At 60.2% G+C, this 23,003-nt stretch carries 18 protein-coding genes, 1 tRNA gene, 2 rRNA genes and 1 pseudogene (1 of these 22 cut by a window edge); 3 read left to right on the forward strand and 19 right to left on the reverse strand.

Features of this window, described 5'->3' with window-relative positions:
* Positions 1 to 76: 76 nt before the first annotated feature.
* The 4 genes from TQ29_RS12715 to TQ29_RS12730 form a co-directional block, all read right to left on the reverse strand.
* Positions 77 to 1,138: an extracellular solute-binding protein gene (locus tag TQ29_RS12715; RefSeq protein ID WP_207642710.1), complete on the reverse strand. Its 1,062-nt coding sequence runs from the start codon at positions 1,136 to 1,138 to the stop codon at positions 77 to 79.
* Between the two features lie 91 nt (positions 1,139 to 1,229).
* A complete protein-coding gene (locus TQ29_RS12720) occupies positions 1,230 to 2,195 on the reverse strand; it encodes a membrane dipeptidase (RefSeq protein ID WP_054539472.1) in 966 nt (321 codons plus the stop codon).
* On the reverse strand, positions 2,196 to 2,864 hold the full coding sequence (locus TQ29_RS12725) for a hypothetical protein (protein ID WP_157445584.1): 669 nt from the start codon (positions 2,862 to 2,864) through the stop codon (positions 2,196 to 2,198).
* A 53-nt stretch (positions 2,865 to 2,917) separates the two neighbouring features.
* Positions 2,918 to 4,660, reverse strand: a complete 1,743-nt coding sequence (locus TQ29_RS12730; protein ID WP_054539474.1) for a hypothetical protein — start codon at positions 4,658 to 4,660, stop codon at positions 2,918 to 2,920.
* Positions 4,661 to 4,853: 193 nt separating this feature from the next.
* On the opposite strand from TQ29_RS12730, the gene TQ29_RS12735 reads away from it, so the two are divergent.
* Positions 4,854 to 5,591, forward strand: a complete 738-nt coding sequence (locus TQ29_RS12735) for an IclR family transcriptional regulator (protein ID WP_255353432.1) — start codon at positions 4,854 to 4,856, stop codon at positions 5,589 to 5,591.
* Positions 5,592 to 5,630: 39 nt separating this feature from the next.
* Here TQ29_RS12735 and TQ29_RS12740 read toward each other — a convergent pair whose 3' ends face one another.
* The 12 genes from TQ29_RS12740 to TQ29_RS12795 all read right to left on the reverse strand — a co-directional run bounded on the left by TQ29_RS12740 (position 5,631) and on the right by TQ29_RS12795 (position 17,712).
* Positions 5,631 to 6,131, reverse strand: a complete 501-nt coding sequence (locus TQ29_RS12740) for a flavin reductase family protein (protein WP_054539476.1) — start codon at positions 6,129 to 6,131, stop codon at positions 5,631 to 5,633.
* 106 nt (positions 6,132 to 6,237) lie between these two features.
* A complete protein-coding gene (locus tag TQ29_RS12745) occupies positions 6,238 to 6,936 on the reverse strand; it encodes an HD domain-containing protein (RefSeq protein WP_054539477.1) in 699 nt (232 codons plus the stop codon).
* Positions 6,933 to 9,317 (reverse strand): xanthine dehydrogenase family protein molybdopterin-binding subunit, encoded by a 2,385-nt coding sequence (locus tag TQ29_RS12750; protein ID WP_054539478.1) that lies wholly within the window; start codon positions 9,315 to 9,317, stop codon positions 6,933 to 6,935. The genes TQ29_RS12745 and TQ29_RS12750 overlap by 4 nt, the downstream gene beginning before the upstream one ends.
* On the reverse strand, positions 9,314 to 9,826 hold the full coding sequence (locus tag TQ29_RS12755; protein ID WP_054539479.1) for a (2Fe-2S)-binding protein: 513 nt from the start codon (positions 9,824 to 9,826) through the stop codon (positions 9,314 to 9,316). The genes TQ29_RS12750 and TQ29_RS12755 overlap by 4 nt, the downstream gene beginning before the upstream one ends.
* 81 nt (positions 9,827 to 9,907) lie before the next feature.
* A complete protein-coding gene (locus TQ29_RS12760; RefSeq protein WP_054539480.1) occupies positions 9,908 to 10,933 on the reverse strand; it encodes a hypothetical protein in 1,026 nt (341 codons plus the stop codon).
* Between the two features lie 49 nt (positions 10,934 to 10,982).
* Positions 10,983 to 11,825, reverse strand: coding sequence for an alpha/beta fold hydrolase (locus TQ29_RS12765; RefSeq protein WP_054539481.1), 843 nt, complete (start codon positions 11,823 to 11,825; stop codon positions 10,983 to 10,985).
* Positions 11,822 to 12,589, reverse strand: a complete 768-nt coding sequence (locus TQ29_RS12770) for an aspartate/glutamate racemase family protein (RefSeq protein ID WP_054539449.1) — start codon at positions 12,587 to 12,589, stop codon at positions 11,822 to 11,824. The genes TQ29_RS12765 and TQ29_RS12770 overlap by 4 nt, the downstream gene beginning before the upstream one ends.
* 57 nt (positions 12,590 to 12,646) lie before the next feature.
* A complete protein-coding gene (locus TQ29_RS12775) occupies positions 12,647 to 13,276 on the reverse strand; it encodes a CoxG family protein (RefSeq protein ID WP_054539482.1) in 630 nt (209 codons plus the stop codon).
* Positions 13,273 to 14,151 carry a xanthine dehydrogenase family protein subunit M gene (locus TQ29_RS12780; RefSeq protein ID WP_054539483.1) on the reverse strand — a complete coding sequence of 293 codons (879 nt, stop codon included), beginning with the start codon at positions 14,149 to 14,151 and terminating at the stop codon, positions 13,273 to 13,275. Before TQ29_RS12780 ends, TQ29_RS12775 begins: the two co-directional genes overlap by 4 nt.
* Positions 14,148 to 15,215 carry a PEP/pyruvate-binding domain-containing protein gene (locus TQ29_RS12785; protein WP_054539484.1) on the reverse strand — a complete coding sequence of 356 codons (1,068 nt, stop codon included), beginning with the start codon at positions 15,213 to 15,215 and terminating at the stop codon, positions 14,148 to 14,150. The genes TQ29_RS12780 and TQ29_RS12785 overlap by 4 nt, the downstream gene beginning before the upstream one ends.
* Entirely contained in the window at positions 15,212 to 17,050 is a 1,839-nt protein-coding gene (locus TQ29_RS12790; RefSeq protein ID WP_207642711.1) for a PEP-utilizing enzyme, read from the reverse strand. The genes TQ29_RS12785 and TQ29_RS12790 overlap by 4 nt, the downstream gene beginning before the upstream one ends.
* A gap of 11 nt (positions 17,051 to 17,061) precedes the next feature.
* Entirely contained in the window at positions 17,062 to 17,712 is a 651-nt protein-coding gene (locus TQ29_RS12795; protein ID WP_054539486.1) for an isochorismatase family protein, read from the reverse strand.
* Between the two features lie 278 nt (positions 17,713 to 17,990).
* On the opposite strand from TQ29_RS12795, the gene TQ29_RS12800 reads away from it, so the two are divergent.
* Complete coding sequence (locus TQ29_RS12800) at positions 17,991 to 18,671, forward strand: GntR family transcriptional regulator (RefSeq protein WP_054539487.1); 681 nt, start codon at positions 17,991 to 17,993, stop codon at positions 18,669 to 18,671.
* A 206-nt stretch (positions 18,672 to 18,877) separates the two neighbouring features.
* Positions 18,878 to 19,964: pseudogene (locus TQ29_RS12810) on the forward strand (IS3 family transposase).
* Between the two features lie 228 nt (positions 19,965 to 20,192).
* Here TQ29_RS12810 and TQ29_RS12815 read toward each other — a convergent pair.
* From TQ29_RS12815 to TQ29_RS12825, 3 genes are all read right to left on the reverse strand, one after another.
* Positions 20,193 to 20,269 (reverse strand) — tRNA-Met (locus tag TQ29_RS12815).
* 79 nt (positions 20,270 to 20,348) lie between these two features.
* A 5S ribosomal RNA gene (gene rrf / locus TQ29_RS12820) occupies positions 20,349 to 20,463 on the reverse strand.
* Between the two features lie 124 nt (positions 20,464 to 20,587).
* Positions 20,588 to 23,003: ribosomal RNA gene (locus TQ29_RS12825) — 23S ribosomal RNA — on the reverse strand; it runs 417 nt beyond the window's last position.

A 23,003-nucleotide genomic window follows, 5' to 3' on the forward strand; every position in this document is an offset into this window, starting at 1 on the left:
GACGCGGTTCCCCGTCCTTTACGCGGTGTCAGAAATGACCGGCCCGTGCAGAGGCCGGTCTCACAGTCGAAAAGCCTTAGCTCAGCAACCAATCAGCAAAACGGGCATCCATTTCTTCCAGCTGTCCGGCGATGCCATCGGCTTTCAGGAACACCACCATGTCTTTGTATTGCGGCGCGGTCGGCATGAATTCGATAAAGGCGGGATCAATGAAATCGACGGCGGCCGGATTCACCGGCCCCATGCCCGAACTGGCGGCAAAGGGGCCGACACGTTCGGGTTTGACTGCGGATTTGACGAATTCCCACGCCATTTCCGCCCGCGGCGTTCCTTTGGCCACAACCCAATAGGCGGTATCGACCAGACATTCATTCCAGACCACGGTGCCGGGGGTTCCCTCGTCGATTGCGGTCTTGGCGTATTGCGGCCACATACCCAATACCGACACTTCGGCATCGCGCAGCATCTGTGTGGCCTGAGGGCCTTGGCTCCACCAGTTGACGACATGGGGTTTTATCTTGTCGAGCGACGCGAAGGCCCGATCCAGATCATAGGGGAAAAGCTGGTCCTTGGGCACGCCGTCGGCCAACAGCGCAAAGGCAATGATACGCGCGGCGTATTTCTGCAAAGACCGATCACCAGGGAATTTTGCCACGTCCCAGAAATCCGCCCAGCTTTGCGGGCCGGCATCGCCATAGATGTCGTTGCGATACACCAGATTGTTGCCGAAGGCATGCGATGCGACGCCATTGTTCGACAGCGCGCCGGGAAACAGGTCATCATCGCTGACCACCCCTTCGGCCGTTTCGATCAGATCGCCATTGCTGGCCTGTGCAAGCGGCGCGACACCTAGCGTGGTCACATCGAACTCATACACGCCCGACCGTTTCTGCGCGGCAAGCTTGGCCAGAGATACCGGTGAAACCGTACGAATCTCGACCCCGGTATCGGCTGTGAAGGGGTCAAACAGGTGCTTCTTGGCAGAGGCTTCCCATGCACCACCCCAAGTGTTCACGTAAAGCACGTTTTCCGCAGCCTCGGCCGAAGAAACATATGGCGCAGTCAGGGCGACAGTGCCCACCGCGACCCCGGCCTTCAGCACGCTGCGCCGGTTTAGATTGAACGTTGAATTGCGCATTTCCATCACTCCTGTTGAACATGTTGTGGTGACGGCGCCGATTGTTGTTTTCGTTGTCCGGCGCCGGGATTTAAATCTCAGCGGTCAGGTCTCAGCCAAAATTGGACTCGTAGACGCGCAGCCAGTTGCCTGCGGTCAACTTGTGCACCTCTTCTGCCGAAAACCCTCTGCGGGTCAGCGCGTCGTGAAGCAGCCCCATCTTGGAAATGTCGCTCAGCCAGCTTGGCGGCGGCGGCATCGTGGCCACGACCTTGGACCCTGCCCCGTATTGCTCGGACCGCGTCCAAAGCCCCTGACGCATCCAGTCCAGTTCCGGCGTGCCGACATAGTGGCCCGCATCGGTGCCCACGCCCACGTGATCGATCCCGGCGATATCGACCGTGCGCGCCATCATCTCGGCCCAGCCATCCACCGTGTCACAGGCCGCTTCGGGCGTGATGTTGCGATAGATCGCCAACCCCATGACGCCGCCGTTTGCGGCCAGCGCCTGAAGCACCTTGTCACTTTTGTTGCGCGGATGCGGTTTCAGCGAGGCGGCGTTCGCGTGGGTGACGGCGACAGGCTTCTGAGACACCTCGATCGCATCCAAGGTGGTGCGCTCGCCCACGTGTGAGCAATCGACCATCATGCCGTATGTGTTCATCTCGCCGATGATCTCGCGACCAAACCGGGTCAGGCCGGAATCCGAGGGCTCGTAACAGCTGCCGCCCACATCATTCTGAATGTTGTAGGTCAGCTGCACCACGCGCACGCCCAACTGGGCAAAAAGCTCAGGAAATCGAATGCGGCCCTGGAACATGCCCGAGTTCTGGAACCCCATCAGGATGCCGACCTTACCGTTTGCGTCCGCCTGCTTGATATCGGCCACGGACCGCACGATGGTCATGATGTCCGAGTTGGCCCGCTCGAGATCCAGCCATTTGCCGATGGCATCCAGGCTGTCGATTGCACCGCCCCAGAATTCCAACGTATTGGTGACGCAAGTGAAGCCGCCATCGCGCAACTGTTCAAAGATGTCGCGGCGGAAATCCCCACATTGCAACCCGTCGATAAGCATTCAGTGTTTTCCTTCTTCCATACCCGGTTCTTCCAGGATGTCCTTCTCCAGAATGGAGAGATCCATATCGAGAAACTCGTCATCATTTGCGCCCACGACCTTGCCGTCCTCGGTCAGGATGACGGTGCCTGTGTGCATGCGCGAGGCTTTGGTGTCCGGGGCGAGGGCTTCGTTCGATTTGTGGAACAGCGCGAACCACAGATCTCGGTCCACCGGGATGCGCTCGTGGCAGATGCGCAGCAACTCGCTTTGAACCGGCTCATCGGCCTCTGTCAGGGCGATGACGACCACATCACCAGCATATTTCACGTCAGCGCCCAGCCCGTGTTTCTGGATCAGAGATTTCACAACTTGCAGTTCCGCGGGACAGGTCACGTTCACGACGTTTATACGCGCAGGGGCCTGCCGCTTGTAATTGTCGACCAACAGGTCGGTGATCTCTTCTGCAACCAGCCAGGCGTGCTTGTCACCGGCGTCAAACGACAACCCGTCGGGCGTTTCGCTCAGCTCACTCGTCACCGCGATATTCTCGGGAAGCCGGTCCAGCATCTCGAGCAGGCGCTCAAAACCTGAAAGGCCCATGGAGGCCGAATAAAGCCCTGCATCCGTGACGGACGGGCGGCGTCCCGAGGGGATGCCTTTGTATTGCAGCAATCGCTCGATCACCATGCGGCTTTCACGAAGCGATGCCGAAAAGGATGTTTCTGTCTGTTCGCTCATGTCTACTTTTTTCCTGTCCGCGGAGGATTGGCCCAGTCAGCGGATGCCGTGCCGCAAGCGATTTCCTCGGGCAGCGGCGCGCCTTGAAACAGGACGCCACGGATGACGCGATCCATCGCATCCACGGTCTTGTCGAGGCCATGGATGCCGCTGTTCAGAAGCTTGGTGATATGAGCGGGAATAAAATCTTCGCTCATGATGTTGGCGTGAGGGGAATGATAGTTCAGCCCGTCAAGCGACTGAATGCGGCTGACGATGAAACGGCTGTCGGGATGGCGCAGCAGAAACCGCGCAACGCTGATCGTGGGGTCTTCCTCGGCCAGCTTCGCATCAAGGGCGACCACCAGACGTGGCAGATCCAGCCCCAGTTCATAGGCTTCGTCGATATCCGCCCGCGGACCGCGGCGGGGTTCCTCGGCATTGCGCGATTTGTACCAGATGAACCGGCGGGACGCATCGGAGCTCAGATCCATCCCCAAGGCCCAGCCATACTGGCTGTGGATGATGTCGCGCAGATGCCCCACGGACATTTCCGGCGCGCCCGTGATCTCTTCGTCGACAACAAGGGTCTTGACCTGCGCATCGGCATAGTCGGGCACCAGATCTATCAACAGGGACATCAGCGTTTCGATCGCATGTGCCCCGTACCGCCCCTCGATTGATTTGCAAAAGCCGACAAGCGGTGTACGGCTGGGGTTCGCACCACTTGCCACCTGCTTGCGCAGCCGCTCCAACTCACCCCTCATCGTCGCCAGCTCAGCGGCGATGTCGCTGCTAGGCGGGTAGCGCCCGTAGGGCGTGGTATCTTCCATGCGGTAGGTGATCGTGCGATCGACCAGCCCGATCAGCCGGTCCAGCGGGGCGCAGTTTTCCGACAGGTCCAGCATTTTGGCCTGCGCAATTGTCTTTTCCCGGATCAAAAGCCATTTGTTCACCAGCTTGGGTCGATTATTCACGAAAAACATCAACCCGAGCGCCGAGCCATTGCCGACACCCAGATAGCGGGACATCTCTGGATCGAGAGGAACCGCGTTGCTCCCGCCGATTTCCCGCGCCAGATGGTTCAGGATATCGGTGGCGAAGACCCGCATCATATAGGCCGCCAACATCTGCGCCGAAAGCGACCAGCGCAGCGGATGATCCTTTTCGAACGCGACGAAGGTCTTGGTGCCGAAGGTGCCGTTCCCGTCCAACCCGGTGTTGCGCATGGTATAACCAGCGTCCCACAGCATTTCGGCATCAGGCTGCAGCCCCCCCGACAGGCTGGTCAGACAGTCGTCAAAAACCCGCGCGCTGCGGTTCGCGCGGAACCATGCCAGCGTACCGGGCGTCGCGCGCCCACGGTATAGCTTGGGCATTTCCTGACGGGTGGTCTCAAAATCCGCATCGGAAATGCGGCCCTCGACCAATGCGCCCATCATATCCCAAGCGGTTCCGATGATGCGGAAGGTCCTGCCGGCTGTAGTCGGCTTGAAAGAGTAGATCGGGAAGGAAAACTCCCAGCCTCCACATACGATGTGATACAGCGCCTCGCCCTCCCCGTTCGCGTTGATGCGGAACCGGGTGCGCGTGATCGACCAGCGCTCCTTGATCATCTGCTCGACGAAAGCGCGCGAAGCACTGATCCGGGACGGTTGGATCGCGGCAAGTCGCTCGGGCTTCATCAGAATCGAAGCGGAGCGCAGACCGCATTCGTCCAACTGGTCCAGTGCCCCCAAACCGCTTTCACTCCGTTCAAGATGCATATGTTGCTCCACAAATCTTTAACCGGACGGCGCCACATGTTGTATTCATATTAGATACACCGTATTTTATTTGAATTTTATGAAATTCGATTTAGGCTTTGTCAAACCCGTTTCGTGCTTTTCCATCCCCATCCAAAGCGCGTATGCTAACTGCCTGAATATGAGGCGAGAATATTGGAGCTTTGGAGTTTTCATGACGGACATTGAAACAGCGAAGCCGACAGGTGGCGTAAGAAGCCTTTCGACAGCAACCAAGGTTCTCCGCATGCTCGACTTCATCGCCGGCACTGACATTCCCATGCGGCTGAGCGATATCTGCGCCGGGCTCAAACTTCAGCGGGCGACGGCCTATCAGCAGCTCAAGACCCTGGCGGATGCGGGGTGGGTCGAACTGCGGGAAGACGGTTGCTATCAGCTTTCGCTGCGCTGTGTTTCGGTCGCCGCGGCGGCCCTTCGACAGATGAATCTTGGCGATCGCGTCGAACCCATTCTCGAACGGCTTGTGCAGCGCACGAACGAAACCGCGTCGCTGACCAGCTATCAGAATGGCGCGCCAGTGATCATCCAGCGCGTCGAGGTCAAGCGTACGATTGTCGCGCGGCAGGAGGTGGGGGCGCGGCTGGATCCAGTGACATCCGCGTCGGGCAAGATACATATCGTTTTCGAAGACCCCAAAGCGCTGCGTGAACTCGAAACACTGGATCAGAACCCGATACCGGAACACGAACGGCTCAAGATCGCCGAGGATCGCATCGCCTTTTCGGAGCCAGGAACCGGCCTTCTGGCTGCCGCGACGCCAATTCTGGACAGCAGCGGGAAATGCATCGCGGCGCTGTCCATCGTCGGGCTCGAACATCAGAATGAAATCCTGAGTTCGGGCAAACACCTGCTTGAAGCCGCCGAAGAAATCTCGGCCCGCTTCAGGCTCTAGTGGCGGGCACACCCCGGCCCGTCTTTGGCATCAGGTGCCCTAAACAGGAAAAATTCCGCCTTTGTAGTAGACCAGCGGCGGCGCGTCATTGTCTGCCACATAGCCCACGATCCTTCCAAGAACGATCAGGGTTTCATGTCGCTCGATCGTTTCTTCGATGACGCAGTCGATGACCCCGACCGCATCGGAAAGCACCGGCGCGCCTGTGAGCAATGTGCCCCATTGCCCGGTCGAGAAGCGATCCGCCCCTTTTGCCGCCGTACGCCCACCAAAAACATCGGCCAGGGGTTTGTGATCGGCGGACAGGTAGTTCACCGCGAAGCTCCCTGCTTCAAGCAATGTCGCCAGCGCCGAGGTTGATTTCCCCACCGACACCATCAGCGTCGGGGGCGTGGCGGTGAGATGCGCAACTGACAATGCCAGAAAGCCGGCGGGCCCCTGCGCGCCGGTCGCGGCGACGACGGCCCCGCCGATGGCGCGCACCCCCATCAGGGGCCAAAACTCCTTGGGATCGACGGCCGGCAGGTCTTGTCTGTTCATCGCGTGGTCTCCTTTTTATGCTCCGCCATCCAGCCCTATCGGTACCGCTCAACGATCAGGAGCAGGTTCACATGCGTTCGCGCGGTGAACCCGCAGGCCCGGGAACTCACGCTTCGGCCGCGTCGCTCGCAGTCGACGTCAGCCCCAAAAGAAAATCACGGTTCCCTGCGAGGGCACGCCTGTCTTGCGGATTGATTGCAGGGGGTGTGGGGTTTTCCAACGCGCTGACAATGTCAGCGTAAAGCGGCAGCGCGAAACCCATCGCCTTTGTCAAACGGATCCGGGTCATGGTCCAGTCCAGCTTCTCGCGCGCGCGGGGCACGGTATAGTGCCCGTCGCGCACCCACTGGACGACCAGCCAGTCAAACGTGCTTAGAAATGCCAGGGAATCTGCCGCCTGAAGGATGTCTTCCTCGGTGTCGCCGCCCAGTTCGTGCCGCAAGATCAGCACTCGGACCCGCCGCGAAAACGGATCATCGACCGGGACGCCCTGCGCGGCCAGCCATTGCTGGACGATATCGGCAGAACGCAGCGAATGCGCAAACAGGTAATCGGGATTGTCGAACCCGTCTTGGGGCGTGCTGCTCGGCCCGCCCGGGAAAAACCGTTCCGCGTCGTGGACGAGGGCCGCGAATCTCAGGGCGTCCGATGCACATGGGTCCAGCCGGATCGCCCATTCGCGTGCCGACAGAAGGTGCTCAAGCTGATAGAACCCGTCCAGCCAGTCAAGCGCGGCCAGTTCAAGCGCAGTGAATTCAGCGGACGCATAGCGCCCTGCCAGATCGCGCTTCGCCGTCGCGCTCATGACGCGGCCCCTGCCCTGATCGCTCGCCAGATCCGTTCGGGGGTCAGCGGCATTTGGGAAATTTCGACCCCGAAATCGACCAGCGCATCGCAGACCGCGTTGGTCAGCGCCGCCGCTGGCGGGATGGTCCCCACCTCGCCCACACCGCGTACGCCGAAAGGTGTCACATCCGACGGAACTTCGGTGTGCAGCAGTTCGATCGGGGGCACGTCGCTCGCCATCGGCGCGAAGTAGTCCATCATCGAGCCATTCATCAATTGGCCGGTTTCCGGGTCATAGCGCAGCTCTTCGTCCAGCGCGGCGCCCAGCCCCTGAACCAGCGCGCCACGCACCTGCCCCTCGACCAGCAGCGGGTTCACAGGTACGCCGCAGTCATGGACCATGACGAAACGCTCGATCTCGAAATCCCCGGTGGCGGGATCAACAGCGACCACCGCCGCCGCCGTGCCAAAGGAAAATGACGCGGACCGTGGCTCGAAATGCGCGGTGGCCTCAAGCCCCGGGGCGATCCCTTCGGGGATACCCTGCCCGGTGATCGCCCGGTTGAAGATATCCTTGAAGCTGATCGACCGCCCCTGATCCGCCTTGAGGCAGACAGCCATATCCCGGATCTCGAGCGCATCAGTCTCGGCCTCCAGCGCCATCGCCGCGATCACCAGAACCTTGTCGCGGATCGCTTCGGCGGCTTCTTTCAGCGCACCCGCCGCGGCGATCAGCGTGCGTGATGCGAAAGCGCCGGTGTTCAGCGGCGACGCCCCGGTATCCCCCGCATGGACGCGCACAAAGTCATAGTCGATCCCCAGCACCTGCGCGCAAATCTGCGCAAAGGCGGTTTCGCTGCCCTGCCCGAAGGTCGAGACCCCGGTATAAAGATCAACGCCACCAGAGCGGTTGACCCGCAGTGTAACGCTTTCATGCGCCCCGAACTGAGAGCCGCGATTGGCCAGAAACCGCGCGCTGGCATAGCCTGTCCGTTCAACAAATGACGATAGTCCGATGCCGACAATCCGCCCATCGCCGCGCGGTTTGCGCGAAGCCGCCCAATGGCGTTCGTAGTCCACGGCCGTAGCCGCCATTTCGAGTGTGCGCAGGTAGTCGCCATTGTCATAAATCGCGCGGCTCGGCGTCGTCCAGGGCAGGTCCTCGGGGCGCAGCATGTTCAGGCGGCGCATCTCCAGCGGGCTTTTGTTCAACCGGCGCGCAAGCCGATCCAGCAGGACCTCGCGCGCGAAATTGACCTCGGGCTGACCATAGCCGCGATAGGCCCCCACCGGCGTCTTGTTGGTCAGCACCACGTTGCGCTTCACTTGCGCGTCCGCCACCCTGTAGGGACCGGTGAAGGTCACCGAGGACAACTGAGACGATCCGAAGGGCGAATTCCATCCGCCGATATCGGTCGTGTATTCATTCATGATCGACGTGATCCGGCCGTCCTTGTCCGCCGCGATCATCATGTCGTGAAAGGCTTCACGCCCATGGGTCGAGGCGCGGAAATACTCCATCCGGTCCTCGATCCACTTGACCGGCCGTTCCAACAGCATCGCGTGCAGACAGGCCAGGATGTCTTCGGGGAAGGCCCCCAGCTTGAGCCCATAGGCCCCCCCCACATCCGACGCGACGACCCGGATGCTGCTTTCGTCCAGCCGCAGGGACTCTGCCAGTTGCTTGCGCACCAGATGCGGAACCTGGGTCGAGCTGCGCACATCCAGCGCGCGGGCGCCGGATCGCCAGGACACAACGATGCCGCGCGTTTCCATCGGCAGCGGAGCGACCCGGTTGACCACGAACCGGTCCGCCAGCACGGCATGCGCCGCGTCGCGCTGTGCTTCAGGTTCTCCGGCACGGTCCACGTTCGACGCCATCAGATTGCTCTCGAGGACATCCGGGTGCAGCACCGGCGCGTCCGGCTCCAGCGTCGCGGTCATGTCGGTGACATGGGGGATCGGCTCGTATTCGATCTCGATCAGTTCCAGGGCGTCTTCCGCGATCGCGCGGGTAACCGCCACGACGCTGACCACAGGCTGACCTTCGTGTGTGGCGCGGTCGCGCGCCAGCGCATAGTAGGGCAGGCTCGGCGCACCGGGAACGGGGCGCAAAACTGTCAAAGGTTCGCTCAGTTCTGCCACCCTTCGCCCGTCCAGCACCTGGACGACACCCGGCAGCGCCTCGGCCGCTGTGGTATCGACCCTCAGGATGCGGGCGTGGGGAAAGGGGCAGCGCGCCACGGCCATCTCAAGCTGATGGGCCAGTGTCACGTCGTCGGCGAAAAGCCCGCCCCCGCGCAACAGCCGGTCATCTTCCTTGCGGGGAACCGATCTTCCGATAATTGCCCGATCCGTGTCTGCTGGCATATCCACCCCCGCCGTCACCTGGAAATTCATGCCGGAACCTCCGTCTGCGCGGACATGCCGTGGACCGCACCAAGATAGTCTTCTATTGCCCGCACGATACCTTCATATCCGGTGCAGCGGCACAGGACGCCGCTGATCTCGTCGCGGATTTCGGCCCTCGTCAGGACCCGCCCCCATGCCTCCAGCGATTTTGCGACGGCCAGGAACCCCGGCGTGCAGAACCCGCATTGCAGCGCGTGGTGGCGCTTGAACGCCTCTTGCAGAAGGCTCAGCCTGTCACCATCGGACAGTGCTTCGACAGTACGCACCCGCGCCCCGTCGAGTTGAACCGCCAGCAGCAAACAGGATTTCACCACCCTGTCATCGACGCTGATGGTGCACATGCCGCAGACGCCCTGTTCGCAACCGATATGGGTGCCCGTAAGCCCCAGCGTCTGGCGCAGAAAATCCGCCGCATGCATCCGGACCGGAACAGACTGCGTAATTGTCCGGCCATTGATCTCAAGCGAAATTTCGACCCGGTTGGTGCTGGCTGTCATAGCGGCTCCTGATATGTGCGGAAGTTTCACGATAATTCGGGCTTTGGCTCCGGCACGTGCTGGCAATGCCGGGGCAGGAACTCAGACGCCGACGGGCTGCATTTCCTTGACGACGACATCGCCGTCGATGACGATGGCTTCGTCATCCAGAAACAGCGAGCAGTTGCGCATCGGGATGTCCAGATGGCAGGCGGTATCGTTGGGTCCGCCCAGCTCGTTGTTTGGCCCGGTCGAGAACATGACGTTGCCGTAAAAGCTGCGCAGCTCCATCCCCATGCCGCCCGGGAACTGGGTCAGCCCGTGCCATTGCGCCCGGTGGTCCAGCCCCCAGCCCACATGACTCATGCCGTATCCCTTTGGGTCCTTGAAGCTTTCCATGTAGGATTTGACCAGTTCCGCATCCAGCCCGCCGCGGATGTCGGTAATAGTGCCTTTTTCAATCGTATAAGTGATCGGATCGCGCGCATAGCTGTTGAAAGGCAACAGGACATCACCCGGCGCCACGACGATCTGACCATCCACGCCATCATCCGCCCCACCCGAAAAGACAAAGGCCGCCGGCCAGTGGTCCCAGCGCCCAGGCTCATCGGTATAGCCGTATTCTGACATGGTCGGATAAACCCCGAGACGGTAGGTCACATCGGTGCCATGCGGGCTGGTGATGCGCATGGTCTTCGCTTTCGACAGGATCTCGGCGCCGACCTCGACCCTCTCGCGCAGCTCTTTGGTGGGGAGCAGACGCGCCAGCAATGGTGCCGGTTCGACGGCGGTCAGAACCCGCGTGCCTGCCGCCTGTATCGCCATCTGTTCGTCGGAGAACAGCAGGAAGATCAGGTCCACCAGCATGTCGGCATCCTTCAGCGCCTCGACGGCGGAGGGGTTGGCGGCCAGTCCGGTCTCGCCCACGTTCCAGCTGCCTGCGGGCGGCACTTCGGGCAGGCGCATGTGATACATCCGCGCGCCCAGCCGCTGACCCGCCGCCATGAAGGCATCGGCATAATCCATCCGTTCGCTGCCCTGCGACAGCACGACGACCTTTTCACCCTCATGCACGCCGGAAAGCGTCAGCTGGTGAAGACAGATCTCGATCAAAGAGTTCAGATCCATGTTTGGGGTTCCTTATGTCCAGACGAGTTTTCCAAGTTGACCATGCGCCCTACTTCTGCTGGTGCGCGGCGGTTGGCAGATATGGGGCGAGGATGGGGCTCAACACACGGAAGAACCCCTTTTCATTGTCCCAGGGGATCATGTGGCCTGCGTCGGGGACGCAGGTGATCGGGATGGCGGGGTTGGTGCGGGCCAGGTCGGCGGCGCCCTGCGCTGTCACCACCGGGCTGTCGCCGCCATGGATCAGGGCCGCGGGCAGGGTCAGCTTTTCCCAGAAGGGGAAGAAATCCTCACTCTCGAACCCGGCATGGGACTCGCGGATCGCGGTCTCGTCGCAGCCGGGCAGCACCTCGATGCGCAGCTGCAATTCGCGCTCGGGCCATTTGGGATAGAACCGCCGCACCGCCTCCAGCGTGGTGCCGGCCTTCGCTTCATTCAGCTGCGCCATGAAACTCTCGAGGCTGGTGGGATAGGCCCCCCGGCCCGGCCCGCACAGGGGCGGGTCGATGATCACCGCCAGGTTGTGATCCTCGGGCGCGTATTGCGTGACATAGGCCGCCGCGATCCGTGCCCCCATGGAATGGCCGATCACGATCGGCCTGTGCAGCTTCAGCCCCCTCACCAGGGCGTCGACATCCGCCGCGTAATCGTGCAACCGATAGGCACCGGCGGGCGCCACATCGGTTTCGCCCCGGCCGCGAATGTCGGGCACATAGACCGAAAACCCCATATCGGCGATCTGCACGGCCAGGAAATCCGCCGTCGCCGCCGGGCTGGTGATCCCCGGCAGCACGATCACCGCGGGCTGGCCGGTGTCGCCGTAGACCAGCACATGGTGGCGCAGCCCGTTGGCCTGAAGATAAAGCGATGTGCCCGTGATCCGCACGTTCATGCCGGCACCTGCGCTGTTGCGGGCAGGGTGCCCAGGGCCGCCCCCGCGCCGGGCACCACCGGGTCCAGCCCCAGCGACGTCAGGATCTCGCGCGCGGTGCAGGTCGCCGCCGTGATCACCGGCAGGCCGATCATGTCCTGCACTTTCTGAACCGCCGGAAGCGATGGCATCTGCACGCAGGCCGACAGGATCAGCCCGTCGGCCCCGGACAGGTCGAGCTTCGCCACATGGCCGGGCAGGTTCATCGGATCCAGCCGCCCCACCTCGAGATTGTCAGGCACCGACAGGCTGACGCTGTCGGTCACGGTGAAGCCGTCGGCCTCGATATAGTCGATCACCAGCTTCGTGAGCGCGGGCATGTAGGGCGCGACCACGGCGACCTTCTTCAGCCCCAGCGCATCGAGCGTGCGCACCAGCGCGCCGGCGCTGGACACGATCGGCACCTGGCGGTCGATGCCCGCGCGGATCACCTCGCCCAGCTTGCATTCGATCCCCTTATGCGCATCCGCGCCCTGGGTCATCAGCGCCACGAGGCAGGCATAGGCCACCACATCCACATCCGCATCGCCCAGCTCGGCGGCACAGCGGTCGCCGTCCCTGACCATCGCGCTCAGGCTTTCCACATCCACCGTATGCAGCCGCGCGCGGCTCGAATGGAACGTGAACCCCGGATCCGAAACCCCCGGATGGCGCTGCAAAAGCGCAGGGATCTCCGTCTCCATCGTCGTGTTCGAACTGGGCACTATCAGGCCGATACGTTTCATGGCTCTTCCTTCTTTTGCATTCGGCGCCGCGCGCCGCATCTTTTCGCTCGGCGCTTCTCAGGTCAGCGACACGAGAATCGCCAGCCCGATTGCGACGTTCACCGCGCCAAGTGCCGCCCCGACCTTGCCCCAACCGTCAGAGCACACCTGAACAGGCGCGGGCATCGCATATCCCGCCGCCGCTGCCGCGGGTGACACGGACGGGCGCGGCATGGGCCCTGGCGCCGCCACCGCGGATTCCTTGCCACTCAGCTTGTCCTGCAGGGTCTGGGCAAAGACCCCGGTGATCTTTTCCGCCTGCCTGGCGATGACCTTCTGCCCCACGCTGCCCAGCACACCGGCAAGGGCGGCTTCACTTTCAACACGAACCTCGGTGCTGCTCCCCTGCGGGATCAGGCGCACCAGACTTTCAGCGCGAAAATTTCCGACCGCTCCGCGCACAGCGCTGCCTGTCGCGGTAAAGGCGATACGCTCGCCCTGCACTTTTTCGGTGATGTGCACCTTGGCCTCGAACGTAGCCGAGATCGGCCCGACGCTTTGCTTGACACGCGCCGTGAAGGTTTCGGGATCCAGCATCTCGAGCGATTCAACGCCTGGGATGCAATAGGCGACCTGCTCGGGCTGATCGAAAAAGGCCCATAGTGTGTCAATGGGCTGATCGACGATGAACTCTTGAAGGAATTTCAAAGAAGGGCTTCCTTGTTTTCGGTTGTGCAATCCGCCAGGGCGCGCAGGGCGCGACCGACATGGATTTCCGTCAGATGGCGGCGGTATTCGTCAGAGGCGCGGATATCGCTGGGCGGGCTGATTTCAGCGGCGGCACCGGCGGCCGCCTTGGCGATATCCGCGCAGTCAAGTGCGGTCCCCTCGACCAGATCCATGGCCGCGCGCGCCAGCACTGGGGTTTCGTCCACCCCGCCCAGACCGATGCGCAGATTGCGCCAGATGCCGTCGCTGCAATCGCCGAGCACAGCGACGGACACGACCGCAAAATCATTGTGCCGCCGGTTCACCTCGGCAAAGATGAAATGATCGGGGTGGCGGGGATAGTGCACCTCAAGCAGCATTTCCTCGTTTTCCAAGGCGGTGGCATAGGAGCCCAGAAAGAACTCTTCGAGCGGAATTTGGCGCGCGCCATTTGGCCCGCGCACATGCGCCACCGCCCCTAGCGTCAGCGCGGCAAGCGGCATTTCACCGGTCGGGTCGGCCTGAACCAGGCTGCCCCCGACCGAGCCCCGGTTGCGGACCTGTCGGTCACCCACATAGCGGATCATATGGGCCAGCAGCGGCAGACGCCGCGCGATCAGCGGGTCATGCTCGATGGTGTGATAGCGGACCAGCGCGCCCAGAACGGTCACATCGCCGCGCTCTTCGATCTGGTCCAGACCTGAAACGCGCCCGATATCGATCAGGGCCGAGGGGCGCCACAGGCGCAGGTTCATCATCGGCATGAGGCTTTGACCCCCGGCAAGAATGCGGGCGCTGCCGCCATAATCGCCAAGCAACGCGATCGCCTCATCCACCGAGCCGGGCCGGTGATAGATGAAGTCCGAAGCCTTCATCCCTTGGCTCCGCCGCCGGACATGCGCATCAGGACATGGTTGATCGGTGACGTGACCTTGAGAACCGGCTTCGCCTCCTTGCTGCTCCAGACGGTTTCGGGCCGGACCTGAAGGACCGCAATGTCGCCGTTGGCGCCGATGGCCCATTCGATATCCTGCGGCGCGCCCCGATCCTTTTCGATCCGCTTGGCAAGGATGGCCAGCGCCACGGCATCGGCCTGGCTCAGACAGGGGCTGTCCTGCCGCCCGTCGTTGACCGGAAACAGATCGACGCCACCGCTTTCGGTATCAAAGCGGTATTCCTCGGTCTGGTGCGATATCTTGCTTTTCAGCAGCTTCAGCGTGACCTTGTCGACGGTGAACTGGCTTGGGGTGATGTCGCCTTTGACCACGCCCTCGCCCAAGCCCCAACAGGATTCGATGGCGATTTTCGATCGGTCGCCGGTGATCGGATCGAGCGTGAACATCACCCCGGCCGCGCGCGCCTGCACCATCTGCTGAATGCCCACGCAAATGCCGAAGTCACCCTTGGAAATGACGGATTCGCCATCGTGCTTGTAGGACAGGACCGCGTCACCATACATCCCGGCCCAGCATTTGCGCATATGCTGCAACAAGGCATCAGCGCCGGTGATCCACAGATACGTCTCGTACTGGCCGGCAAAGCTGGCCCCGGCCAGATCCTCGGATTCCCCCGAGGAGCGGACCGCGACGGGAACGTTGGCCGCCGTGCGGGTTTCCAACGCGTCATAGGCCGTGCGCACCGCAGTCTCCAGCGCCTCGGGCAGAGGGGCGTTCAGAATCCCGTGGATCAGCGCGACGGTCTCTTTCGCGATATGTTCAGGATCCAGATCGGCGCAGGCCTTTCGCACGCGCGCGGCCTCTTCGACCAGCCCGGCCGCCTCCATGAAATCGCGGTAGGCATGGGTGGTGATCCCGAAACCGGGCGGAACCGCCAGCCCCGCCGCGGTCGATTCCGCCAGGCTGGAAAACTTGCCGCCCAGGATCGGGTTCTTCGAGGCTGCAGGGTCGTCGAGCCAAAGGATGTAGGGGCGATCACTCATTCTGCTGCCTCTTCTTCAAGGATGCGTACAATCCCGATGTTGCCGTCGACCTCGATCATGTCGCCGGTCTTGATCCGGGCGGTGGCAAAGCCGGTTCCGACAACGGCCGGAAGGCCGTATTCGCGCGAAATGATTGCGGTATGCGCCATCATCCCGCCGACGTCAGACACGGCAGCCTGGATGCGAGGGAACACAGGCGCCCAGCTTGGCGCTGTCACGCGGCAGACCAGAATTTCGCCATCGACCACATCGTAGAGCTGATCGGGCTCGGAAATGACGCGTGCCTTGCCGGTCACCTTGCCTGCCGATGCCGCGACACCCCGCAATTCCGTTGCAGATTCAGGGTCGACACCCAGCCATTCCTCGATCGTTTCCTGCGTGATGCCCCAAAGCATGATCGTCAGCGGTTCGGTGATGGTGTCAGGCGGCGTGCCCAGGGCGGGGGGCGGTGTCCACTTGCACAGCGCATCACGGATGCGGCGGCGCTCGGCGATAATCGGTCGCCAATAAGTTTCGCCGCGCGGTTGCGTGCCGACAGCCCAGCCGATGATCATATCGTACAGCGCATCGTAGATTTCGTGACGGTGCAGATAGAATATGTCCTCGTTCGTGTCGAAGAACTTGTGCGCCACGAAGACATCGCCCAGCTCGCGCACCTTCGACCAGAAGATCGAGTGATGCAGATGCTCGACATAGAAATTGTGATCCTCGACAAAGGGGAACACCTTGCGCGCAAGTCCGATCAGGCTGTCGAACGCCTCACGATCATCGTCGGTGGGCAGCAGCTCGCGGTATTCGGCGGTGACCTGTTCGCGTTTCTCGAGGATCTTGTCCAACGGGCGGCGCACGTCTTCGCCATTGCGGATCGCGGTGATGTAGCCGCGCATTGCGGTAAAGGGCAGGCGCAGGTCCGTCATCCAGACCGGATCGGCGTGACAGTAGCCAGAGCCGGTAGAATACCAGAACCAGGGATCTTTCGCATCTTCCAGCGCGGCAAGCCATTCCTTGCCGGCATTGGTTGTCGCCATGTCCGCGAGGATGTCATCGGGTGACCGGTTGGGCATGATGAGATCCGCGACGCCCAGATCGACGGCCTTTTGCGACAGCTTGCGCAATTCGTCATCGGGGCGGAACAGCAGGATGTCGATGCCCGAGACCATGTCGGTAATGCTTTGATCCGCAATGCCCGGAAACACGCTCTGGCAGAATTCGCGAAAGGTCAAATAAGCGCCATAACCCAGATTGAGCATCTCGAAATGATAGGAGCCCATTTCGAGCATGTTCTCGATCATGCGGCTGTAGTCCTTGAGCATCTCGAGTGAGGAATAGGTGCCCGTGTGACCCGTGATGCTGCTTTCGGGTTCGTATTTCGGCAGCGGCTTGAACTCGATCGCGCGCAGCCGGTCGATACAATCTTGCGCCTTCGTCTTCCAATTGACGAAAATCTCATCCCAGTTCTCGAAATAATGCCCTGCCCGCTTGGCAAAATATTCCTGCCGCTCGGCGATCTGTTCGGGGTCCGTCACCGCGTTCGGGCTGACATAAAGATAGCCGTTGATGATCCGGTGATCGATGCCCATGGCAGGGGGCAGCGCCCAGACCCTGCTCGACATCTGGCTGACAGCGACCCACCAGTTTTCGGTCATGATCGTGTCAAAGGGATACAGGGGATCAGGGTTGTGCATTCCGTCGAAGAACCAGAACTTGGACTCCTCGAAAGCGCGCCGATCCTCGCTCAGAAGCGCGTAGTAACGATACAGGCTCTCCCAGCCTTCCGCGCCCTCGGGCGCTGCAATATCGAAAGGATTTGCGAACGAATTGTCCGTCTTTGCCATTGTGGTCTCCATTACCCTTTATTTCCCTGCCTGCTCGGCGCCTGCAGATATGCCAGCGCATCGTCCAGCCCGATGACATCACCATATTTCTGCTGTATATCGAATAGGTTGGCTTCATGCGGCGCCTGTGCACGATCGGCCACGCAGTCGCGCGGAACCAGCACGTTGAACCCGCTTTGCACCGCGTCCACCACTGTCGCGCGGACGCAGCCACTTGTTGTTGCACCCGCAATCAGCACGGTATCGATACCAGCCCCGGCAAGCAGTGCCGCCAGATTCGTTCCGTGAAATCCAGAGGCTCCATGCTTTACAATCACAGGCTCCGCTTCACTCGGTGCCAGCCGGTCGTCGATCTCGACGAGGCGGGTCCCGGCCATCAGCGCCTTCATCCCACTCGCCTTACGCAACCACGGCAGCATCGTGACCTCGCCGGGCGTGTAGCTGATCGTCGTAAAAATAACCGCCCGCCCCGCCACTCTAGCCACATCAAGAAGCTTTCTGGTTGCGGCTATCTCATCGCTCATGTCCGCGGCGGTCGGGTAGCAAGTGTCAGTGAAGCCATATGAGAAATCAACAACCACGACTGCGGGCGCAAGCCCTCGCGGAACCGACCGGCCAAAACCTGCATCCGCATACGTATCCAGGTCGGCCTCATTCCGCATTGCAACGCCCCTTCTTGCCATATCGTGACATCCCTCACTTTTGTGGTATACTGGTATACCAAAAGCATGAGGTCAAAACATCTTGCGCCCAAGCAGAAAAAAAAAGCGACACCCACGCCATGGGTCCACTTTTATGGCATAAATGATTAAAAAAAGAGCGCCCAGAGAATTGCGCACTTACGCAGCACAGTTGCCCCGGGATGATTGGCTTGTTGAAACCCGCCATAGGTGTTAGCCAACAAATTCTCTGAGGAAAAATTAACTGAGTAGCCAAGTAGATGTCAGGATATTTTTCGGACAATATCAATCCGGTAACGGTACGCACCAGCGAAGGCGTCGCTGACATCATCCGGCGGGAAATACTGTCGGGGAACCTCAAACCCGACCAACCGTTGTTGGAACGCAACCTTGCCCAGGAACTGGGCGTCAGCCGCACCCCGGTGCGCGAGGCACTTTTTGCCTTGCAGGGCGAAGGGCTTGTCGAACTCGTACCTCGCAAATACGCCCGCGTAAGGAAGATTACACCCAAAGATATCTCACAAATCTACGCATTGCGCCTGGTTCTGGAGGCGCACGCGGCCGAAAGCGCCGCCCGCTACGCAGACAGCGCAGCCATTCTTGAGATTGAAACAACGTTGCTGCGTCAGAAAAGCTTACCAAAAAACTGCTCCGCCATGGAGCAAGCGAACGCGGATCTCGCATTTCACGCGGCAATCTCGGCCGCTTCGGGAAGCCAGATACTGAAAACAGTATCTAACCAGGTGCTTGGTATAACGGCAACGCTGCGGTCACGTTTCAAATATGAACCCGCGCAAACAAAACTCGCCTTCAATCAGCACAAGGCCATTCTGGCTGCAATAAAAGAGCGAAACCCCGAATTGGCATTTGCGCGCATGTCCGAACATATTCAGACCTCCACGGACTACGCCAAGGGCAAGGTCGTCATCGAGGAAAGCTGATACACGCCTCACCATCGCCCGCACTCGAGCCTCGACGGGCTTACCCTGCGGGAGTATCACCAAAGGTCAGAAGAAGACCAAAACCTGAACAGAGCTAACCAATAAACGCGGGCTCAGAGGGGAGCAGGTCACGGGGGTAATCCCCCCCGAAAGTAAGGGGCTGCATAAGTAGAATTTTCTCGGCAAGATGAACGAGGAGATTTCGAATGAAGACAAGCAGATACACTGAGGCTCAGATTATCGCGATCCTGCGGCAGGCCGAAGGCGGTGTGCCGGTGGCCGAGCTGTGCCGTGAGCATGGGATGAGCAACGCCTCGTTCTACAAATGGCGGGCGAAGTACGGGGGGATGGATGCATCCTTGATCAGCCAGATGAAGGCCATGGAAGATGAGAACCGCCGGTTGAAGCGGATGTATGCGGACCTGAGCACGCAGGCGGATTTGCTCAAGGAAGCCCTTGGAACAAAGTGACAGGGCCATCTCAGCGCCGCGAGATGGCCGAAACGGCGGTGGAACGACGAGGCGTCAGCATTGCGCTGGCGTGCCGGGCCTTCGGGGTCAGCGAGACCTGCTATCGCTACAGCCCGAAGCTGAAGGACGAGAACGAGGTGATCGCCGATCTTCTGACGGGGCTGACGGATGCGCGAAAGACTTGGGGGTTTGGCCTGTGTTTCCTGCACTTGCGCAACGTGAAGGAGCACCCATGGAACCACAAACGCGTCTATCGGCTCTACTGCCAGCTGGAGCTGAACCTGCGCATCAAGCCCCGCAAACGGCTGAAACGGGAGAAGCCTGACATCCTGGCGGTGCCGGACGCGCCCAATTTGACCTGGTCCATGGACTTCATGGCAGATCGCCTCGGTGATGGCCGGGCCTTTCGGCTGCTGAACGTGCTGGATGACTTCAACCGCGAAGGGCGGGGGATCGAGGTCGACTTCTCGCTGCCAGCCGAACGGGTCATCCGAAGCCTCAACCGCATCATCGAGTGGCGCGGCAAGCCGGGCACCATAAGGGTCGACAACGTCCGGAATACATCAGTGGCAAGCTAATGGAATGGGCCGAGAAACAGGGAATTACCATCCAGCACATCCAACCCGGACAGCCACAACAGAACGCCTACATCGAGCGCTACAACCGAACGGTTCGGCATGAATGGCTCGACCAATACATCATCGAAAGCATCGAGGAGGCACAAGATCACGCCACGCAATGGCTATGGACTTACAATAACGACCGCCCGAATATGGGCATCGGCGGCATCACACCCGCACAGAAACTGAAAATGGCCGCGTGAATTCTGCGGCTGAACCCCGTTAAAAATGGGGGGATTACCCGCTGGTTGAGGACATCGTGCTGACGCCGGTGGACGGCAAAGTGGAGATCGACGTGCGCGGTGATCTAGCTGGAATCCTTACGCTTTCGGTCCAAACGAAAAACCCCGCCGGAGGGGCGGGGTCATCGCAAGTAAAGATGGTTGCGGGGGCAGGATCTGATCACAACTTGCGCCCCGAGCAAGTAAAACTGGTTGCGGGAGCAGGATTTGAACCTGCGACCTTCAGGTTATGAGCCTGACGAGCTACCGGGCTGCTCCATCCCGCGCCACGTGCCCTTTAGAGGTATTGTCCAGGGGCGCTGTGCTGGTATCGTTTTGAGAGATACGGTTTGTGCTTCTTTCTAGGTTTGGCGGTGACCTACTCTCCCACGTCTTAAGACGCAGTACCATCGGCGCGACGGTGCTTAACGGCCGAGTTCGGGATGGGATCGGGTGTTTCACTCGCGCTATGACCACCAAACCGAGAAAGAAGCACATCCGCAGGCGCTGTTTTTCGCGCCTGCCGTCCAGGTCAAGTACATGTTTTGTTGTGTATGCTTTTGATTGCTCCGCAGTTTCAGGTTCAAACCTTGCTTCTACTGGATCAAATCAAGCCTATCGGGCAATTAGTACCGGTCAACTGAACGCATTGCTGCGCTTACATCTCCGGCCTATCGACGTGGTGGTCTTCCACGGCCCTCAGGGATACCTTGTTTTGAGGGGGGCTTCCCGCTTAGATGCCTTCAGCGGTTATCCTTTCCGATCATAGCTACCCAGCACTGCTCCTGGCGGAACAACTGGTACACCAGTGGATCGTTCACCCCGGTCCTCTCGTACTAGGGGCAACTCCTCTCAAGTATCCTACACCCACGGCAGATAGGGACCGAACTGTCTCACGACGTTCTAAACCCAGCTCACGTACCTCTTTAAACGGCGAACAGCCGTACCCTTGGGACCTGCTCCAGCCCCAGGATGAGATGAGCCGACATCGAGGTGCCAAACACTGCCGTCGATATGGACTCTTGGGCAGTATCAGCCTGTTATCCCCGGCGTACCTTTTATCCGTTGAGCGATGGCCCTTCCACTCGGGACCACCGGATCACTATGGCCGTCTTTCGACTCTGCTCGACTTGTCAGTCTCGCAGTCAGGCTGGCTTCTGCCATTGCACTCAACGAGCGATTTCCGACCGCTCTGAGCCAACCTTCGCGCGCCTCCGTTACGATTTGGGAGGCGACCGCCCCAGTCAAACTACCCACCACACAGGGTCCCGGATCCGGATAACGGACCGCGGTTAGACATCAAGCAGAACAAGGGTGGTATCTCAAGGGAGGCTCCACCGGAACTGGCGTTCCGGTTTCAAAGCCTACCACCTATCCTGCACATGTTCGGCCTAATGCCAGTGTGAAGTTGTAGTAAAGGTGCACGGGGTCTTTCCGTCTAACCGCGGGAAGCCTGCATCTTGACAGGCAATTCAATTTCGCTGAGTCGATGTTGGAGACAGCGGGGAAGTCGTTACGCCATTCGTGCAGGTCGGAACTTACCCGACAAGGAATTTCGCTACCTTAGGACCGTTATAGTTACGGCCGCCGTTTACCGGGGCTTCAATTCGGTGCTTGCACACCTCCTTTTAACCTTCCGGCACCGGGCAGGCGTCAGACCCTATACGTCGTCTTGCGACTTCGCAGAGCCCTGTGTTTTTAGTAAACAGTCGCCACCCCCTGGTTTGTGCCCCCAGTCAATACTTGCGTAGAAACCGGGCCTCCTTCTCGCGAACTTACGGAGGTATTTTGCCGAGTTCCTTCAACATCGTTCTCTCAAGCGCCTTGGTATGCTCTACCAGTCCACCTGTGTCGGTTTAGGGTACGATCTAGCGGAAGAGCTATTTCCAGGAACCGATAAGCGGCCCGCCCAATCCGATAAGGGCGAACAACAGTCTCGATCCGTCACTTCTTCCTGGCCCAGGAATATTAACCTGGTTCCCATCGACTACGCCTTTCGGCCTCGCCTTAGGGGTCGGCTTACCCTGCTCAGATTAGCTTTAAGCAGGAACCCTTGGACTTTCGGCGACAGGGTCTCTCACCCTGTTTGTCGCTACTCATGTCATCATTCTCACTAGTGATCTCTCCACCGGATCCCTCACAGGCCGGCTTCACAGAAAACTCCGCATCCTCCAAGGCGCCCCGAAGGACGCTAAAGAGGATAGGAGTTATGTCACACTACGCTCTGCTACCATGCCTTACGGCATCCTAAGCTTCGGCTCATGGCTTGAGCCCCGTTACATCTTCGCCGCAGGACAACTTGATTAGACCAGTGAGCTGTTACGCTATCTTTAAAGGATGGCTGCTTCTAAGCCAACCTCCTGGTTGTTTTGGTCGTCCCACCTGCTTTCCCACTTAGCCATGAATTAGGGGCCTTAGCTGTAGGTCAGGGTTGTTTCCCTCTCCACCATGGACGTTAGCACCCACAGTGTGTCTGCCATCTAGTACTCCTCGGTATTCGGAGTTTGGTTAGGATCAGTAAGGCGGTAAGCCCCCATTACCCATCCAGTGCTCTACCCCCGAGGGTATTCGGATGACGCTCTACCTAAATAGATTTCGCAGAGAACCAGCTATCTCCGAGTTTGATTGGCCTTTCACCCCTAGGCACAACTCATCCCGACCTTTTTCAACAGGTGTGGGTTCGGACCTCCAGTTGGTGTTACCCAACCTTCATCCTGGTCATGCCTAGATCACTCGGTTTCGGGTCTGATCCCACGAACTCGACGCCCATTTAAGACTCGCTTTCGCTGCGCCTACACCTAACGGCTTAAGCTTGCTCGTGAGACCAAGTCGATGACCCATTATACAAAAGGTACGCCGTCAGGGCTCGAGGCCCCTCCGACTGATTGTAGGCGTCCGGTTTCAGAAACTGTTTCACTCCCCTCGTCGGGGTGCTTTTCACCTTTCCCTCACGGTACTGGTTCGCTATCGGTCAGTAAGGAGTACTTAGCCTTAGAGGGTGGTCCCCCCATGTTCAGACAG

It is taken from the genome of Actibacterium sp. EMB200-NS6 (assembly GCF_001305615.1).
Taxonomy (GTDB): domain Bacteria; phylum Pseudomonadota; class Alphaproteobacteria; order Rhodobacterales; family Rhodobacteraceae; genus Actibacterium_A; species Actibacterium_A naphthalenivorans.

Excerpts from the sequence above, each read along its gene's own strand:
- TQ29_RS12715 (WP_207642710.1), bottom strand. The coding sequence starts at position 1,138 with ATGCGCAATTCAACGTTCAATCTAAACCGGCGCAGCGTGCTGAAGGCC.
- TQ29_RS12720 (WP_054539472.1), bottom strand. The coding sequence starts at position 2,195 with ATGCTTATCGACGGGTTGCAATGTGGGGATTTCCGCCGCGACATCTTT.
- TQ29_RS12725 (WP_157445584.1), bottom strand. The coding sequence starts at position 2,864 with ATGGTGATCGAGCGATTGCTGCAATACAAAGGCATCCCCTCGGGACGC.
- TQ29_RS12730 (WP_054539474.1), bottom strand. The coding sequence starts at position 4,660 with ATGCATCTTGAACGGAGTGAAAGCGGTTTGGGGGCACTGGACCAGTTG.
- TQ29_RS12735 (WP_255353432.1), top strand. The coding sequence starts at position 4,854 with ATGACGGACATTGAAACAGCGAAGCCGACAGGTGGCGTAAGAAGCCTT.
- TQ29_RS12740 (WP_054539476.1), bottom strand. The coding sequence starts at position 6,131 with ATGAACAGACAAGACCTGCCGGCCGTCGATCCCAAGGAGTTTTGGCCC.
- TQ29_RS12745 (WP_054539477.1), bottom strand. The coding sequence starts at position 6,936 with ATGAGCGCGACGGCGAAGCGCGATCTGGCAGGGCGCTATGCGTCCGCT.
- TQ29_RS12750 (WP_054539478.1), bottom strand. The coding sequence starts at position 9,317 with ATGAATTTCCAGGTGACGGCGGGGGTGGATATGCCAGCAGACACGGAT.
- TQ29_RS12755 (WP_054539479.1), bottom strand. The coding sequence starts at position 9,826 with ATGACAGCCAGCACCAACCGGGTCGAAATTTCGCTTGAGATCAATGGC.
- TQ29_RS12760 (WP_054539480.1), bottom strand. The coding sequence starts at position 10,933 with ATGGATCTGAACTCTTTGATCGAGATCTGTCTTCACCAGCTGACGCTT.
- TQ29_RS12765 (WP_054539481.1), bottom strand. The coding sequence starts at position 11,825 with ATGAACGTGCGGATCACGGGCACATCGCTTTATCTTCAGGCCAACGGG.
- TQ29_RS12770 (WP_054539449.1), bottom strand. The coding sequence starts at position 12,589 with ATGAAACGTATCGGCCTGATAGTGCCCAGTTCGAACACGACGATGGAG.
- TQ29_RS12780 (WP_054539483.1), bottom strand. The coding sequence starts at position 14,151 with ATGAAGGCTTCGGACTTCATCTATCACCGGCCCGGCTCGGTGGATGAG.
- TQ29_RS12785 (WP_054539484.1), bottom strand. The coding sequence starts at position 15,215 with ATGAGTGATCGCCCCTACATCCTTTGGCTCGACGACCCTGCAGCCTCG.
- TQ29_RS12790 (WP_207642711.1), bottom strand. The coding sequence starts at position 17,050 with ATGGCAAAGACGGACAATTCGTTCGCAAATCCTTTCGATATTGCAGCG.
- TQ29_RS12795 (WP_054539486.1), bottom strand. The coding sequence starts at position 17,712 with ATGCGGAATGAGGCCGACCTGGATACGTATGCGGATGCAGGTTTTGGC.
- TQ29_RS12800 (WP_054539487.1), top strand. The coding sequence starts at position 17,991 with ATGTCAGGATATTTTTCGGACAATATCAATCCGGTAACGGTACGCACC.